This window comes from Ruegeria sp. CH6, from assembly GCF_056537005.1.
This window is the reverse complement of the sequence record NZ_JBQFQS010000017.1, coordinates 1-15404: the sequence shown is the minus strand read 5'-3', so window position 1 is coordinate 15404 and position 15404 is coordinate 1. Positions and strand designations below refer to the sequence as shown.

Sequence of the window (15404 nt, the reverse complement as noted above, 5' to 3'; positions counted from 1 at the left end):
GTAGGTGCTGCTCCTTGCCAATCGCCCTGAGGCTGACCGCGTAGATTGCGTTGCGGCGGGGACTATTTGCACAAAACGCGCCGTTTTCCGCAACAAGTAGGATACAGTGGCTATACAAACCGAATTCTACCCGATAGAGGGCGGTCTTTAATCTCGGATGATGCGCTGCTTGCAATGCTGCTCAGTCGCACAGCCTGCCTTACACAGAGAATCTCAGCCGTGAAAAAAACCATCGCAGACGCGCTTGCCCGTAAGGGCTATGAGGCTTTGACACCAGTTCAGCAAGCGGTCACTCAGCCAGAACTGGAAGGCCGGGATCTGTTGGTGTCTGCACAAACGGGGTCGGGGAAAACCATCGGCTTTGGATTGGCGATAGCCCCCACCTTGCTGGGAGACGATGACACATTCGGTGCTTCCGGTGCGCCATTGGCTCTGGTTATCGCACCGACCCGGGAACTGGCGATGCAGGTGAAGCGTGAGCTTGGATGGCTTTATGCCGATGCGGGCGCGTTTCTGGCGTCTTGCGTGGGTGGCATGGATATGCGCGATGAACGTCGTGCTTTGGCACGCGGTTCGCATATTGTCGTCGCTACTCCTGGTCGGTTGCGCGATCATATCATGCGAGGATCCATTGATCTGACCCAAGTGCGCGCGGTGGTTTTGGACGAAGCTGATGAAATGCTGGACCTGGGCTTTCGTGAGGATCTGGAATTCATACTGGATGAAACTCCGTCAGGCCGTCAGACATTGTTGTTTTCTGCCACGGTTCCCGGCGCGATCGCCAAGCTTGCCCAAAGCTATCAGCGCGATGCGGAACGCGTCTCGACGGTAAGCGAGCGGACCCAGCATGCCGATATCGACTACCGCGCCATGATGGTGGCCGCGCGCGATGGTGAAAACGCGATCATCAATGTCCTTCGCTATTACGAAGCGCCCAACGCTATCGTGTTTTGTAACACCCGTGCGATGGTCTCGCGATTGACGACGCGACTGTCGAACCGTGGTTTTTCGGTCGTAGCGCTATCAGGCGAGCTCACTCAAAGCGAACGTTCCAATGCATTGCAGGCGATGCGTGATGGGCGTGCCCGGGTATGTGTCGCAACGGACGTTGCTGCCCGAGGCATTGATTTGCCCAATCTCGATCTGGTGGTGCATGCCGAATTGCCCAACAGTCACGAAACCCTTTTGCACCGTTCCGGCCGCACAGGTCGGGCAGGGCGAAAAGGTGTTAGTGCTTTGGTCGTAGTTCCGTCTTCCCGAAAGAAGGCGGAGCGCATTTTGAAATTCGCCAAACTAAGCGCCGATTGGGTATCTGCGCCTTCTGCTGATGATGTAAACGAACGCGATCAAGTGCGTATGCTGTCGGCCGAAGATTGGCAGACCGACATTACTGAGAGTGAGAGCGCGACGGTCGACCAACTGGTTGAAAAATTCACACCTCAGCAAATCGCAGCAGCCTATCTGCGCCAGTACAAGAAGCGGTATTCTGCCCCGGAAGAGCTGGGTGCTGTACAGATTGAAAAGCCAAAACCTCGGGCAGAGTTTGGCCCAAGCGTATGGTTCTCGCTGTCGGAGGGGCGAAATCAAAGCGCATCCCCACGTCATTTGCTGCCGATGGTCTGCAAGGCGGGCAAGATTACAAAAGACGATATAGGCGCGATACGTATCGCGGATGACTTGTCTTATGTCGAAATCCGTGAAGCTGCCGTTGAGGGTTTTCTGACGGCTATAGGCCCAGATATGAAGATAGAGGGGGCAAAAGACATTGTTCGTCTGGACGCCGCGCCAGATATTCCAGCGTTCAAGCGTCCGAAATTTGATCGCGCGCCTACCGGCAAACCGCGTCGGCGCAAAATGGATTCCCACCCAACGGAACGGGACGCCACGCCGGAACTTCGGCGCAGCAAGTCGAAATCCGAGGATCGCAAACCCCGTAAATCAGAAGATCAAAAGCCCAGGGCGAAAGACGCGGAAAAGATAGCGCAAGCGCCCTTGAAAAAACGAAAGCCCGCGGCGGCGAGCCCTAAGGGTCAGCCAAAGGCTGAGGCCAAGGCTGGCAAAGACGTGCATTCCAAATCTCGCAAAAGCGGCGCTAAAGGTCCTCCTCCCCCCAAAGGAAAGCCCAATAGCAAGAAAAACCGTGCTCGGGCTGCTGTAAAAGCGGCCAAGGGAGGGAGTGCCGTCCCGAAACGGCGGTAGCCTTGAGTTGCGGTTCCTCCCGCACATCGGCCCATTGTCTTAACAGTAGCTGGACCCGATACCGCGAGCGTGGGTGTTATCTGAAGCCCTTAGAAAAATGCCGTTATGTCGATTGGCATTGCGCCTCGTGGCATCGGCTTGACATTCTCTGGGGGATATCATTTATTTCTGTTATGACAGAAATAAATGATATATCTGACTCATCCTCCAAGTCCAAGTTCATTCTGTATTGGGGTGATATGGGCAGCCAATGGGGGGTCAACAGATCTGTGGCCCAGATCCACGCGCTGTTGTTTCTCAGTGAAACTCCGCTTAATGCCGAGCAGATATCCGAGAAATTGGGAATTGCTCGGTCAAATGTTTCGAATTCGTTGAAAGAACTCGTTGGCTGGCGGTTGATCCACCGAATTCCGGTTCCTGGTGATCGCAGAGAGCACTTCGCCGCCGAAACCGATGTTTGGGAGATGGCTCTGCTGATCGCAAAGGGGCGAAAAGAGCGCGAGATTGATCCGGCCATGCGCGCAATTAACGTTTGTGTCGCTCAGGCCGCCACGGAACCGGATTTGCATCCGGCCGTTTTCAGTCGGATGCAGGAGATGCAGGATTTCCTGAACACGGCCGATCGCTGGTCGGAGCAGATGCTCAATGTGCCCAAGTCAAAACTCTCTTTGCTGATGAAAATGGGGGACAAGGTTTTGTCGCTACTCAAGATCAACAGCAAGTAGTCTAAAATTTTTTGGAACATGATTTCTCTTTATGCAGAAATACCTGACTAAACAGTAGGAAGTAGAATGAAGCAGATTAACTTTTCGCCTCACCATCAAATTCTTAGGGACAACCGGTTCAGAGATCTTGTTGGCAAGAACGCCTGGCGCGCGCTTCCCGACGAGGTTCGAAAGCGGTTTGGCTATCGCCTGCGAAATGGGGCAAGTGTTGTTTATCAGGGCAAAGTGGCTTCCATGCGCATGAACATGGTGGGTCGCCTGATAGCCCAAATTACCCGGCTGCTCGGGGGGCCATTGCCTTACGATACGTCCTGCCTGAACCAACCCGCGGTAGTAACTGTAACCGAGGATTGCCTAGGTAAAGGTCAATTCTGGGTGCGCCAATATGGTCGGGCTGCAGGCTTTCCTCAGGTTATCCGCAGTTCAAAGCGCTTCGCGGGCCCTACCGGCATTGAAGAGTATATCGGTGCAGGGATCGGAATGGCTCTGCGTGTAAGTGCCGATCGTGCGGGCATCTATTTCAAAAGTGACCATTTTTTTCTGCAGTTGGGCCGTAGAAAACTCAGGTTGCCGGCTTGGCTGCAACCAGGAGCGCTGACCATCGCGCATATCGATCTGGGGCAATCGCGCTTTCTTTTTTCCCTGAAATTGCAGAGCCGCCTTCTTGGCAATTTGATTCAGCAGGATGCGGTCTTTCACGACATACAGGAGGGACGTTATGGATAACCCAATCCTTTGGACACTCATTTCAATTCAGGTATTTATGGGTGCTTTCGACACGCTCGTTCATCACGAAGGAACGGAACGCCTTGCGTGGCGTGCTTCGCAAAAAACCGAGCTTCGCCTACATGGCGTTCGCAACCTGTTTTACGCCGTCATATTTCTGTGTTTCGGTTGGTTTGAGCCGCACGGGGTCTTCACCATCGTGCTATCTGCGATCCTGATGTTGGAAGTTTTCATCACGCTTTGGGATTTTGTCGAAGAAGATCTTACGCGCAGACTGCCCGGTAGCGAACGCATCAATCATACGCTTCTGGCGCTGAATTACGGTGCTATTCTGGCGTTGGCAGCCCCTTATCTTTGGTCCTGGGCTTTCCTGCCCACAGCACTTGTCCCAGTCAGCTATGGATGGTGGAGCGTCATGGCGACTCTCTCGGCAATTGGTGTGGGTTTGTTCAGCGCTCGTGATCTTGTTGCTGCTGTGCGCTGTGATTATTTGGATCGCGGCGATCCGGCTGGTCTGGTGACGGATATGCCCCGCAGGCAGCGCGTGTTGATCACCGGTGGCACGGGATTTATCGGACGGCGATTGGTGCAGGCACTTGTTGCTGGTGGGCATTATGTGACTGTGTTTACGCGAAATATTGAAACAGCTGCCACGCTATCCCACCCTGTGCGAATAATAACCGGCCTCGATCAGATCCACGACACGGAACGGTTTGATGCGATCATCAACCTTGCCGGAGAGCCTGTTGCAAACTGGTTTTGGACCGCCAAAAAGCGCGCTCGCATAGTTGAATCCCGGGTTGCTGCCACCGAAGCGTTGCGCATGCTGATTCAGCGTCTTCGACAAAAACCCGAATGCTTGATCAACGGTTCTGCAATCGGGTGGTATGGATTGCGGGGTGATGAAACGCTGACTGAAACATCCGGAGCCGAACCGGCCTTCGTGCACGATGTGTGTCAGGCTTGGGAGCAAGCAGCCGACAAGATCGCGCAGAGCGGGGTGCGTGTAGTTGTTTTGCGCATCGGGTTGGTTCTGGGTGTCGATGGCGGAATGCTGGCTCGACTTCTGACACCATTCGAGTTCTGCGGCGGTGGTGTTTTTGGAACCGGTCAGCAGTGGATGCCCTGGATTGCGCTTGATGACATGATCCGTGTGATCGCGTTCTCGCTTGCGCGACAGGATATTGATGGCGTCATCAATGCGACGGCGCCGGAACCGGTCCGGAACGTTGATTTCACACAGTCGCTTTCCCGGGCTCTGCAACGGCCAGCCCTGCTGAGGTTCCCTGGATGGCTAATCTCGGGTGGGCTTGGTGAAATGGGGCGCGAGACCATGTTGAGCGGACAGCGCGTGGTGCCCATGCGACTGCAGCAGCATGGTTTCGCCTTTGTGCATCCGCGACTAACGCCTGCGTTGTTTGCTATGACCGGTCGGAAACACGATCAGTCTGAAAGGCGGAGGCAAAAAGCACCAAGTAATGGCCGATCTGTGACCGACTGACCAGTTGCCTGGAGCCGCCGTTGATTGAAGCAGAACCCGGCGGCTCTTGAAAACAGTTTAATGCCGATGAACATCGGCTTTCGAGCGGCCGAGCTAACCGCGCAAAACGTGACATAACTTACTGGCCGCTTTGGTCAGAACTTCATTGTCGAATGCCGCGTATCCCAGCAACAGCGCCTGTTGCTTTGTGGGTAAGACGCAATGAGCGGACAGCGCACCCACCGATAGTCCCTGCTGGCGAGCCAAGTGGCTGATGTCCTGATCGGTGGTTCTGGCGGCTAAACCGGGCTTCAGCGGTAAGCACAAATGCATGCCGGCGACATCCGGATGAATTTCGAGCAGATCATCGACTGCCCTGAGTTCCGAAATCAAGTGGGATTGGCGCTGTGCATAGATACGGCGCATTCGCCGCAGATGGATAGCAAAGTCGCCACTCTGCATAAATGCGGCCAACGCAGGTTGCGGAATAAGCGAAGCGCGAGGTCCAACCTGCTCAAGACAGGCGCGCGCTTTGTCCACAAGGCGTTTCGGGACAACCATGTATCCGATCCGTAAAGCGGTACTGATGAGCTTTGAAAAACTCCCTAGATACAGAGTGTGTTGCAGTCCATCGAGACCGGATAGGGATGGCAATGGATATCCCTGGTAACGAAATTCGCTGTCATAGTCGTCTTCAATGATCAATCCTCCGACCCGGTCGGCCCAATCCAATAATGAGATGCGGCGTGGCATCGGAAGACTTCTACCTGTTGGGTAATGCCTGGAAGGTGTGACGATCACTGCTGCAGAATTGTGCGAGATTTTGGCCGGATTGAGCCCGTCGTGATCTATGCGAGCAGAATGCTCTTTCAGCCCCGTTAAGCTCAGCACGTCACGAGTCTTGTGCCAACAGGGATCTTCGACGGTTACGGTATTTCCCTCTCCGATCAAGGTTCGGCAGATCAGTTCAAGAGACTCCCACGCGCCGGAGGTGATGATGATTTGCTCTGGATCGCAGTTCAGATTACGCCATGTGGCCAGGTGATCAGAAATGGCCGCGCGTAAGGGATACCAGCCAAGGGGATCGGCGCGCGCCAGCAACTCTGGATCTGGTCTGCGCCAGGCACGATCAAGGTGTCTCGCCCATAGGGCATGTGGCATCAGCGAGGTGTCGGGTAAGCCAGTCTGAAATGGCAACCAGCTGTCAACTTTGTATTGGCTGGTCTTGGCCCGGGGGCGAGGTGGAGCAAGGTGGCTCACATTCTCAGCGATAAAGGTGCCGCTTCCCTGGCGCGTGATTAGATATCCCTCGCTGATCAGTTGATCGTAAGCCGCTTGAACTGTTGTTCGCGAGACTGACAATTCTGCCGAAAGCATACGGCTGGCGGGCAGCCGTGCCCCTGCGTACTTCGGTGAAGACACGATGATACTGCGCAATCCCTCAAGCAATTGCATTTGCAGAGCTGTTTTCTCATCTGGGTCAAGCGAAAGCGCAAAGAGTTCGCTGTCTAAATTGGACTGACATTTTTTCAAAGAATTGGCCATTCACAGATTGCCAATATAGCTGCAAACCGGGAGTCGCAAGACTTACAGTGGATTATCGATATGACAGATATGCTCACCATCACCGAACGGTCACGTCTGCGCCGGTCGCATCAGCGCGGGCATTTCGACCGAGAAACCATCAACACCATTCTTGATGCGCAACCCATGTGCACAGTTGGATACGTGATTGATGGTAAACCCGTCGTGACACCGACGCTTCAATGGCGCGAGGGCAATCATGTCTATTGGCATGGATCTTCCGCCAGTCGCGCGCTACGCCATTCGCGGGGTACGGATGTTTGTCTCAGCGTCGCTATTCTGGATGGCTTTGTTTTGGCGCGATCCGGCATGCATCATTCAGTGAACTCGCGGTCGGTCACCTTGTTCGGAACTGCTGTAAAGGTCGAGGATCCGGAAGAAAAACTGCGTAAGCTAGCGCGCTTTGTCGATGGCCTGTTCCCGGGTCGTTACGAAGATCTGCGCCCTGACCATGCTCAGGATCTCAAGGCGACCACGGTTCTTGGGATGCAAATCAGCGAAGGTAGCGCCAAGATCCGCACAGGTGGTCCAAGCGACGAGGAACCAGACTACGCATTGCCGATATGGGCGGGTGTCATCCCTGTTCGAACAGAAGTAGGGACACCAATTCCGGATGATCGAAATTTGCCTGAGGTGGCGGTGCCCGAACATGTGCAGAACTTCAAACTCTGAATATGTTCGGAAGCTTCACGAGCGTTAGATGTTTGGGCTCGAGAACGCGGATGTGCCAAGTAATTCGGTGGTTGAGGTCCAAGCGGTATGCCGTTTCACGCGCGACGCATGACGCTTGCGGTCAAATCGTTGCTTCCAAAGCAACTTGTATCTGGATGACCGCATAAAATGAGCAGCTCAATAAGCAGAGCTTTCGAGGAGGTATCAGGTCGTAGGCGGGAAGAACCGAAATCAAGCAGTGGAACTCCCAGCCGCTGATCTGCTGAAAAGAGGTTTTTGGTTGGCCTGATGCCGCTCAACTAGCTTTCGCATGAGCTTGCCCTTTTTAGGTATATAACGCGCGGAAAGGGCCTCGAACTGTGGGTCACAGCAGGCTGGAAACAGATCTTTGATCTCCTGCTGGGCCTCTGCCGAGACCGATTTAAGAGCTTCGGGACCGGTAAAGAGGCTTTCCGTTGGCGTGCCGTTGGACCAGACGATTTCATGTGTATCAAACAGAAAGTGGAAATACGTGACGCCGTCCGGCGTGTCTTCCACCACGTCTACGCCATCAAGCGAGAGAAGCTTGTTTGCCGGGATCAGGACATCTTTGCGATCGAACATGCGCATGGCGACGGTTGAAGACACCAGAACGCGATGTTGCGGCGAGACGATCAGGTCTTGTTTGGGGTATCCCACCCCCAAAGCATCAGCACGGATCATAATCGGCTTAAGTCGCGGCTGAGCGTCAAGTTCAGCACCACTCAGGTGACGGGACCCAACCCATCTGATCGGCTTGTAGCCATGATCATAGGTCAAAACCTCATCCGAAACTTTCATGTCCTCAACCCGCACCGGGCCGCGCAAAGTCTCGATCAGTGTCCCCGATGCAAAACAAAGCACGTCTACAAACTCGCCGGCAGCGTTTGTCGGACCGGTCACTGACTGGTCCAAAACAATGGTATTTGAACCGCTGTCGTTCCAGGCCGCTGCGATTGCAGCAGTGTTTACCGTCAGCCCATTGAATAGCTCGAGAGGCACGAGCGGCCCATTGTTCGCTTTCACGCCATACAGTACGATGGTCCCGTCGGGATTTATCTCGAGGCGGACGACGGGATTGCCGTTTGTATTCCCAAGCTGCCAGACGGCAGGTGTATTGACCTCATACCTGTCACCGTCAGCAAACCGGACCGTCTGACCTGCGGTGCCTGGCGTCTGAAACTGAAGTTCGTTCGGTGCTCCGGGAGGTCCGCCAACAAACAGGTCTACGCCGTTGACCTGAATGCTAAAGCTGTTGTCGAGGGTGGCAAAATCGATAACCAATCCACCATCGGGGGTGGTGTCGACGAACGTCGTGGAATTCCCGTTTGCGATGCTGAAGTTTACCATTTCGTTCTCGAACAATCCCCAAAATTTCCACTAGCACAACAACCACATACGGGGGTTTGGCCGAGCAGGACATTGGCTGATTTCGCGGTAGTGGGAAAGTACATTCTATCAGCAAATTTTCGATGGTAGCACTTTAGTTACGCTTTGATTTATGCATCTACCAATGCCTGGCGTGCAGTCGTTCCAGAAGCATCCTGCTTATCGCCCGTAGCTAACAGGTCGACGTGATGGGCGGCATTGGGAGGCCCCTATGGACAGTATTGGCAAACGGACAGTCCAAGCTGTTTGATGTGCCGATCGTCACTCTAGCGATACCCAAAGAACCTGCGCGTCTTCTTCACTTGTCGAGATGCAGCCGTGGCCCATACCGCTATCGTAGTACAAGGAATCCCCGGCCTTCATTGGCAGCGGGCGGTAGTGTTCCGAGATAAAGGTCAGTTCACCGCTCAGTACATACATGAATTCTTCACCGGCGTGCCGGATCCAGGTTTCGAATTCTGAGATATCACGGGCCGTAATAGTCGCGACGTAGGGCAGCATTCGCTTGCTTGTGAGTTCCGAACACAAAAGTTCATGCAGATAAGTTGATGTCTTGCGAACTTCGCCTTGTCCTTTGGGTGTGAAGTCGCGTCGCCCCGCAATGCCGGTCTGGCCAGACTGCAGAAACAACTGCGGCGTGTTCATATCCAGCGCCTGCGTCAGTCGTCGCACGATGTCAAAGCTCGGGCGTGTCTGGTTATTCTCGATCTTCGAGAGCGTTGACCGGCCGATACCAGCTACGCGCCCCGCTTCCTCCAGCGTCCATCCTTTCGCGCGTCGTGCATCGCGGATCGAACGGCCCAGTGCGGCGCCATCATCCAGTTCTTCCTGCCCGGAAACCTCGCTACGGCCACCTTCACCCATCAGAAAATTCCTCCACTTTATCGTAGTTTACTAATTTCCCCATGCGCACACAACTTCACAAATAGGAGAAATATGTTGCCTTAAGGGAATCATTTCCACTATAGGAAACAAAATTTCGTACTGAGGATTCGGTATTGGAGGAGGACACCATGTTCAAAACGTCGCTTACTGAGGCAGATCCGATCATCGCGGCATCGATCTCGCGGGAAGCCACGCGTCAGGCTGAACAGATCGAATTGATTGCGTCTGAGAACATCGTTTCGCAGGCTGTCATTGATGCTCAGGGCTCGGTTCTGACGAACAAATATGCCGAAGGCTATCCGGGTCGCCGTTACTATGGCGGGTGCGAATACGTAGATGAGGTTGAGGCCGAAGCCATCGATCGGCTCAAGAAGCTGTTTGGTTGCAGCTTCGCCAATGTCCAGTCGCATTCTGGTGCTCAGGCAAATGGCGCGGTCAAGCTGGCGCTGCTAAGCCCGGGCGACACGATCCTTGGCATGTCGCTGGACGCAGGAGGGCACCTGACTCATGGTGCGAAGCCAGCGCAATCCGGTAAGTGGTTCCGTCCGGTCCAGTATGGTCTGACCGAAGCCGGGCTGATTGACTATGAACAGGTCGCCGAGCTTGCGCGCGCTGAAAAGCCCAAGCTGATCATTGCAGGGGCATCGGCCTATTCGCGCAAGATCGACTTTGCCCGCTTCCGCGAAATTGCGGACGAAGTCGGTGCATGGTTGCTGGCGGACATGGCTCATATCGCAGGTTTGGTCGCAACAGGTTTGCATCCCTCGCCGATCGGTCATGCACATGTAGTCACCTCAACCACGCACAAAACCCTTCGTGGACCGCGCGGTGGCATCATCCTGACCAATGATGAGGCGCTGGCGAAGAAGATCGATTCAGCTGTTTTTCCTGGTCTTCAGGGTGGTCCGCTGATGCACGTGATCGCGGGCAAGGCGGTCGCATTTGGAGAAGCTCTGCAGCCTGAGTTCAAAGACTACATGCAGCGGGTCATCGACAGTGCCGATGCATTGGCCAATGTGATGATGTCCCGTGGATGTGACATCGTATCCGGCGGTACAGACAATCACCTGATGCTGGTTGATCTCCGCCCGATTGGCGTCAAAGGCAATGCTGCAGAAGCGGCTTTGGAACGCGCCGGATTTACGTGCAACAAGAACAGCGTCCCCGGTGATCCGGAAAAGCCCACCGTCACCAGCGGTATCCGGTTGGGAACGGCGGCAGGCTGCAGCCGCGGGTTTGGCCCCGAAGAATTCAAACAGATCGGTCATCTGATCGGTGACGTGCTGGATGCTCTGGCACAGTCACCCGAGGGTGACGAGGCGGTTGAAAAAGAGACCCGTACCAAAGTCCACGCACTGTGTGCCAACCACCCGATCTACTGAGAGAAGACCAATGAACACCTACGACCTCATCATTATCGGGGGCGGTCCCGGCGGTTATGTCGCTGCGATCCGCGCGGCTCAACTGGGTATGAAAGTAGCCTGTGTTGAAGGGCGCAGTGCGCTCGGCGGTACATGTCTGAATGTGGGGTGTATTCCCTCCAAAGCGTTGCTGACCTCCTCGGCCAAATATGCCGAACTTTCTCATCTCTCCTCTCACGGTATTGAGGTTGAGGGGGCCAGCATCGATCTGGGCGCGATGATGGGGCGCAAGGACAAGATCGTGGGCGATCTGACCAAGGGAATTGCATTTCTGTTCAAAAAGAATGGTGTCGACCTGATCGAAGGTTGGGCCAGCATTCCGAAGGCAGGTCAGGTCAAGGTCGGCGATGAGGTTTACGAGGCCAAGAACATTCTGATCGCCACTGGCTCGGAGCCTACTCCGCTTAACGGGATCGAGATTGATGAACAGGACATCCTAAGCTCGACTGGTGCGATTGCGCTGGAAAATGTGCCGGAACATCTGGTCGTGATCGGGGCAGGCGTGATCGGTCTGGAACTGGGTCAGGTCTGGGCGCGACTGGGTGCGAAAGTCACCGTTGTCGAATATTTGGACCGTGTCCTGCCGGGTATTGACGGAGAGATTGCCAAACTGGCGCAGCGCGCGCTGTCCAAGCGTGGACTGAAGTTTCAGTTGGGTCGCGCTTTGAAGTCGGTCGATAAAACCGATGAGGGTTTGTCGCTGACGGTGGATCGTGTTGGCAAGGACAAGGAAGAAGTGATTGAGGCCGACAAGGTTCTCATCGCAGTCGGCCGCCGACCGGTTACACGCGGACTTGGGCTGGAAGATCTGTGCGTATCTTTGAACCCCCGTGGTTTCATTGAGGTTGATGGCACCTTCCAAACCTCAATCCCTGGCATCTACGCCATCGGCGATTGCGTGCCCGGCCCAATGCTGGCGCACAAAGCCGAGGAAGATGGGGTCGCCTGTGTCGAGATGCTGGCAGGTGAGGCTGGCCATGTCGATTACAACACCGTTCCGGGCGTGGTTTACACCGATCCCGAGGTCGCTTCGGTTGGTTTGACCGAAGAAGCTCTGAAGGAAGCGGGAGCGGAGTATTCGGTTGGTAAATTCGCCTTCATGGCCAATTCCCGCGCGCGCTCGACCGGAGAAACAGACGGTGCCGTTAAGGTGCTTTCAGGCCCTGATGGCAAAATTCTGGGAGCCCATATCTGTGGCGCCCATGGTGGCGACCTGATCGCCGAACTGGTCCTTGCCATGACCAAAGGCGCAACTGTCGCCGAGGTTGCCGCAACCTGCCACGCGCATCCCGCGATGGGTGAGGCGGTCAAAGAAGCCTGCCTTGATGCCATGGGCCGCGCCATTCACGCGTGAACTGAGGGATAGACAGATGACCATTCAGCTTCGTCCACGTCACCCTGAAAAAGCCAAAAAGGCTGACAGTGTCATCCCGCGCAAACCGAAATGGATCAGAAAGAAAAAGGTCGAAGGGCCTGAGTACTACGAAACCCGCCGCCTGATGCGCGACCACAATCTGGCGACCGTCTGCGAAGAGGCGGCCTGTCCGAATATCGGGGAATGCTGGTCTAAGCGCCACGCCACCATGATGATCATGGGCGAGGTCTGCACTCGGGGCTGTTCTTTTTGCAACGTGGCAACCGGTCGGCCAGATGCGTTGGATGTATTCGAGCCGGGGCGTGTAGCGGCTGCTGTTAAGAAACTGGGTTTGCGTCACGTGGTGATCACTTCGGTTGATCGCGATGATTTGGCCGACGGTGGCGCAGAACATATGGCGCAGACGATCCGCGCCGTGCGTCATCAGAACCCGGGCACAACGGTTGAGGTTCTGACACCTGATTTCTTGGGTAAAGGCGATGCGGCGGAAGTGGTTTTCGATGCTTCTCCGGATGTGTTCAATCACAATCTGGAAACCGTCCCACATCTCTATCCGACCGTTCGCCCCGGTGCGCGATACTACACCTCGCTACGCTTGCTGGACGACGCAAAACGCGCCAACCCTGAGATCTTCACGAAATCCGGCCTGATGGTCGGATTGGGCGAAAGCCTGAATGATGTGCGTCAGGTCATGGATGACCTGCGTGCTGCCAATGTCGATTTCCTGACGGTGGGTCAGTACCTGCAGCCCACCCCGAAGCATCACCCGATTGATCGTTTTTGGACACCGGAGGAGTTTGCCCAACTGGAACAGATCGCACGTTCCAAGGGCTTCTTGCACGTGTCGGCGACCCCGCTGACCCGTTCGTCGTTCCATGCGGACGAAGATTTTGCCGCTCTCAAGCAGGCCCGTCAGCGGGCTCTCGCAAACGGGGCATAACCTAACGCAAATGGGAGGGATACCATGGAAGCGTTAAATTCAATCGTAGGGGCCATAAATGGCGTCGTATGGGGGGTGCCAATGCTGGTGCTTATCCTGGGCGCTGGCTTCTTCTTGCAGGTCGGCCTGAAATTCATGCCGATCATGCGCATTGGCACAGGCTTCAGCCTGCTGTTCAAAGGTCGCGAAGGTCAGGGTGAAGGGCAAATCAGCCCATTCAATGCGCTGATGACTTCGCTGTCGGCGACCATCGGTACGGGTAACATTGCCGGTGTGGCCACTGCTGTCTTCCTGGGCGGTCCGGGCGCTTTGTTCTGGATGTGGATGACCGCCCTGGTGGGCATGGCCACCAAATATGCTGAAGCCGTCTGTGCCGTGAAGTATCGCGAGCAGGATGAGCTGGGCAACTTTGTCGGTGGCCCGATGTATTACATCAAGAACGGTCTGGGTGCGAAATGGGCCTGGTTGGGCGTTGCGTTCGCGCTGTTTGGCGCAATTGCAGCCTTCGGCATTGGCAACGGTGTGCAAGCAAACGGTGTGGCACAGGTTCTGGAATCAAACTTTGGCCTGAACACTTCGGTCACTGGCGTCGTGCTTATGGTTCTCACCGCAGCCGTCATCCTGGGTGGCATCACCCGTATCGGTGCGGTTGCCGGTAAGCTGGTTCCGTTCATGGCGGTTGCTTACATCATCGCAGGTCTGCTGGTGCTGCTGATCAACATCGGCGAAATCGGCAACGCGCTGTCGCTGGTGTTTACACACGCGTTTACTCCGTCCGCTGCTGAAGGTGGCTTTGCCGGTGCAGCTGTATGGGCCGCAATCCGCTTTGGTGTTGCGCGCGGCGTCTTCTCGAACGAAGCCGGTCTGGGCTCTGCTCCGATCGCTCACGCTGCGGCTGAGACCAAAGGTCCGGTCAACCAGGGTCTGATCGCGATGCTGGGTACGTTCATCGACACCATCATCGTCTGCTCGATCACTGGTCTGGCGATCATCTCGTCGGGTGCCTGGACATCGGGTGAGTCCGGTGCAGCGCTGACCTCGGCAGCGTTCGAACTGTCCTTGCCGGGTATCGGTGGCTATCTGATCGCGATCGCTCTTTCGATCTTTGCCTTCACCACTATCCTTGGCTGGTCGTTCTACGGCGAGAAATGCGTTGAATTCCTGCTGGGTGTTAAATCCCTGATGCCGTACCGCGTACTGTGGATCGTCATGATCTATTTCGGCGCAACCGCGGATCTGGGCTTTATCTGGCTGCTGGCGGATACGCTGAACGCGATGATGGCGCTTCCGAACCTGATTGCTCTGGTTCTGCTGAGCCCTGTCGTTTTCAAACTGACGAAAGAGTTCTTTGCCAGCAACGGACAGTCCGAAGAGCCGGGCGGTACCGCAGCCGAGTAATCGACGGAATTGAAACTGCCGGGGGACTGATCTGGCCCCCCGGCTTCCTGAAACCGAATTCCATTTCTCGAGGAGAGACGTGATGGCCAACAAGATTCTTTTGCCCATTGACCACACCGAGGACCGTTCCTGGAAGCAAGCCCTGCCGGTCGCATTGGAACAAGCGAAGTTTTACGGCGCCGAGCTGCATGTGGTGTCCGTTATCCCCGAGATCATCCAGCTGCCGAACCTACCCGCCAACTATGGCGCAGGCGCCAAAGATCATGTGCGCCAAGCGGTTCAGGCTATTCTGGATCAGAACAATGCCTCCGACGTGCCGGTGCATATCGAAGAAGGCAGTGTTTACCGCGAAATCCTGAAGCTCGCCCATAAGGACGGCTTCGATCTGATCGTCATGGCATCGACCAAAGGCGATTTCCCGAACTATGAGATTGGTCCGAACCTCGCCCGTGTCGTGCGCAACGCGCATTGCACTGTCATGGTCGTTCGTGACCAGTCTCGCTAAAAGAGAGGTTTATGAGATGCCTGGTTTGAACCGCACGCCGTTGTATGACTTGCACGTTGATTTGGGTGGTAAGATAGTTGATTTTGC

At 55.3% G+C, this 15404-nt stretch carries 13 protein-coding genes; 10 read left to right on the top strand and 3 right to left on the bottom strand.

Annotated elements, in window-relative coordinates; translation table 11 throughout:
• The first annotated feature begins 219 nt into the window (after positions 1–219).
• From ACR0CW_RS20975 to ACR0CW_RS20960, 4 genes are all read left to right on the top strand, one after another.
• Entirely contained in the window at positions 220–2199 is a 1980-nt protein-coding gene (locus ACR0CW_RS20975) for a DEAD/DEAH box helicase (RefSeq protein ID WP_480789267.1), read from the top strand.
• Positions 2200–2372: 173 nt separating this feature from the next.
• A complete protein-coding gene (locus ACR0CW_RS20970; protein ID WP_155150467.1) occupies positions 2373–2924 on the top strand; it encodes a GbsR/MarR family transcriptional regulator in 552 nt (183 codons plus the stop codon).
• A gap of 66 nt (positions 2925–2990) precedes the next feature.
• Complete coding sequence (locus tag ACR0CW_RS20965) at positions 2991–3650, top strand: DUF4166 domain-containing protein (protein WP_480789266.1); 660 nt, start codon at positions 2991–2993, stop codon at positions 3648–3650.
• Entirely contained in the window at positions 3643–5151 is a 1509-nt protein-coding gene (locus ACR0CW_RS20960) for a TIGR01777 family oxidoreductase (protein ID WP_480789265.1), read from the top strand. The genes ACR0CW_RS20965 and ACR0CW_RS20960 overlap by 8 nt, the downstream gene beginning before the upstream one ends.
• A 93-nt stretch (positions 5152–5244) precedes the next feature.
• Here ACR0CW_RS20960 and pdxR read toward each other — a convergent pair whose 3' ends face one another.
• Positions 5245–6585 (bottom strand): MocR-like pyridoxine biosynthesis transcription factor PdxR, encoded by a 1341-nt coding sequence (gene pdxR, locus ACR0CW_RS20955; RefSeq protein WP_480789264.1) that lies wholly within the window; start codon positions 6583–6585, stop codon positions 5245–5247.
• 150 nt (positions 6586–6735) lie between these two features.
• On the opposite strand from pdxR, the gene ACR0CW_RS20950 reads away from it, so the two are divergent.
• Positions 6736–7386, top strand: coding sequence for a pyridoxamine 5'-phosphate oxidase family protein (locus ACR0CW_RS20950; protein ID WP_480789263.1), 651 nt, complete (start codon positions 6736–6738; stop codon positions 7384–7386).
• Between the two features lie 231 nt (positions 7387–7617).
• Here the strand turns inward: ACR0CW_RS20950 and ACR0CW_RS20945 are convergent, their stop codons facing one another.
• Both ACR0CW_RS20945 and ACR0CW_RS20940 read right to left on the bottom strand, forming a co-directional pair.
• Entirely contained in the window at positions 7618–8754 is a 1137-nt protein-coding gene (locus ACR0CW_RS20945) for a Hint domain-containing protein (protein WP_480789262.1), read from the bottom strand.
• A gap of 300 nt (positions 8755–9054) precedes the next feature.
• Positions 9055–9657: a helix-turn-helix domain-containing protein gene (locus ACR0CW_RS20940; protein WP_480789261.1), complete on the bottom strand. Its 603-nt coding sequence runs from the start codon at positions 9655–9657 to the stop codon at positions 9055–9057.
• A 149-nt stretch (positions 9658–9806) separates the two neighbouring features.
• Between ACR0CW_RS20940 and glyA the strand changes: the two genes are divergently transcribed.
• From glyA to ACR0CW_RS20915, 5 genes are all read left to right on the top strand, one after another.
• Positions 9807–11060 (top strand): serine hydroxymethyltransferase, encoded by a 1254-nt coding sequence (gene glyA / locus ACR0CW_RS20935; RefSeq protein WP_480740878.1) that lies wholly within the window; start codon positions 9807–9809, stop codon positions 11058–11060.
• Between the two features lie 10 nt (positions 11061–11070).
• Positions 11071–12453, top strand: coding sequence for a dihydrolipoyl dehydrogenase (gene lpdA, locus ACR0CW_RS20930; RefSeq protein ID WP_480789260.1), 1383 nt, complete (start codon positions 11071–11073; stop codon positions 12451–12453).
• A 16-nt stretch (positions 12454–12469) separates the two neighbouring features.
• Positions 12470–13414 (top strand): lipoyl synthase, encoded by a 945-nt coding sequence (gene lipA, locus ACR0CW_RS20925; RefSeq protein WP_480789259.1) that lies wholly within the window; start codon positions 12470–12472, stop codon positions 13412–13414.
• A 24-nt stretch (positions 13415–13438) separates the two neighbouring features.
• Entirely contained in the window at positions 13439–14812 is a 1374-nt protein-coding gene (locus tag ACR0CW_RS20920) for an alanine/glycine:cation symporter family protein (RefSeq protein ID WP_170331851.1), read from the top strand.
• An 82-nt stretch (positions 14813–14894) separates the two neighbouring features.
• Positions 14895–15317, top strand: a complete 423-nt coding sequence (locus ACR0CW_RS20915) for a universal stress protein (RefSeq protein ID WP_155150495.1) — start codon at positions 14895–14897, stop codon at positions 15315–15317.
• Positions 15318–15404 lie beyond the last annotated feature (87 nt).

Bases quoted from the DNA above. Each gene is read 5' to 3' on its own strand.
- lpdA (WP_480789260.1), top strand. From the start codon at position 11,071: ATGAACACCTACGACCTCATCATTATCGGGGGCGGTCCCGGCGGTTAT.
- ACR0CW_RS20915 (WP_155150495.1), top strand. From the start codon at position 14,895: ATGGCCAACAAGATTCTTTTGCCCATTGACCACACCGAGGACCGTTCC.
- ACR0CW_RS20945 (WP_480789262.1), bottom strand. From the start codon at position 8,754: ATGGTAAACTTCAGCATCGCAAACGGGAATTCCACGACGTTCGTCGAC.
- glyA (WP_480740878.1), top strand. From the start codon at position 9,807: ATGTTCAAAACGTCGCTTACTGAGGCAGATCCGATCATCGCGGCATCG.
- lipA (WP_480789259.1), top strand. From the start codon at position 12,470: ATGACCATTCAGCTTCGTCCACGTCACCCTGAAAAAGCCAAAAAGGCT.
- ACR0CW_RS20960 (WP_480789265.1), top strand. From the start codon at position 3,643: ATGGATAACCCAATCCTTTGGACACTCATTTCAATTCAGGTATTTATG.
- ACR0CW_RS20965 (WP_480789266.1), top strand. From the start codon at position 2,991: ATGAAGCAGATTAACTTTTCGCCTCACCATCAAATTCTTAGGGACAAC.
- ACR0CW_RS20950 (WP_480789263.1), top strand. From the start codon at position 6,736: ATGACAGATATGCTCACCATCACCGAACGGTCACGTCTGCGCCGGTCG.
- pdxR (WP_480789264.1), bottom strand. From the start codon at position 6,585: ATGCAATTGCTTGAGGGATTGCGCAGTATCATCGTGTCTTCACCGAAG.
- ACR0CW_RS20920 (WP_170331851.1), top strand. From the start codon at position 13,439: ATGGAAGCGTTAAATTCAATCGTAGGGGCCATAAATGGCGTCGTATGG.
- ACR0CW_RS20970 (WP_155150467.1), top strand. From the start codon at position 2,373: ATGACAGAAATAAATGATATATCTGACTCATCCTCCAAGTCCAAGTTC.
- ACR0CW_RS20940 (WP_480789261.1), bottom strand. From the start codon at position 9,657: ATGGGTGAAGGTGGCCGTAGCGAGGTTTCCGGGCAGGAAGAACTGGAT.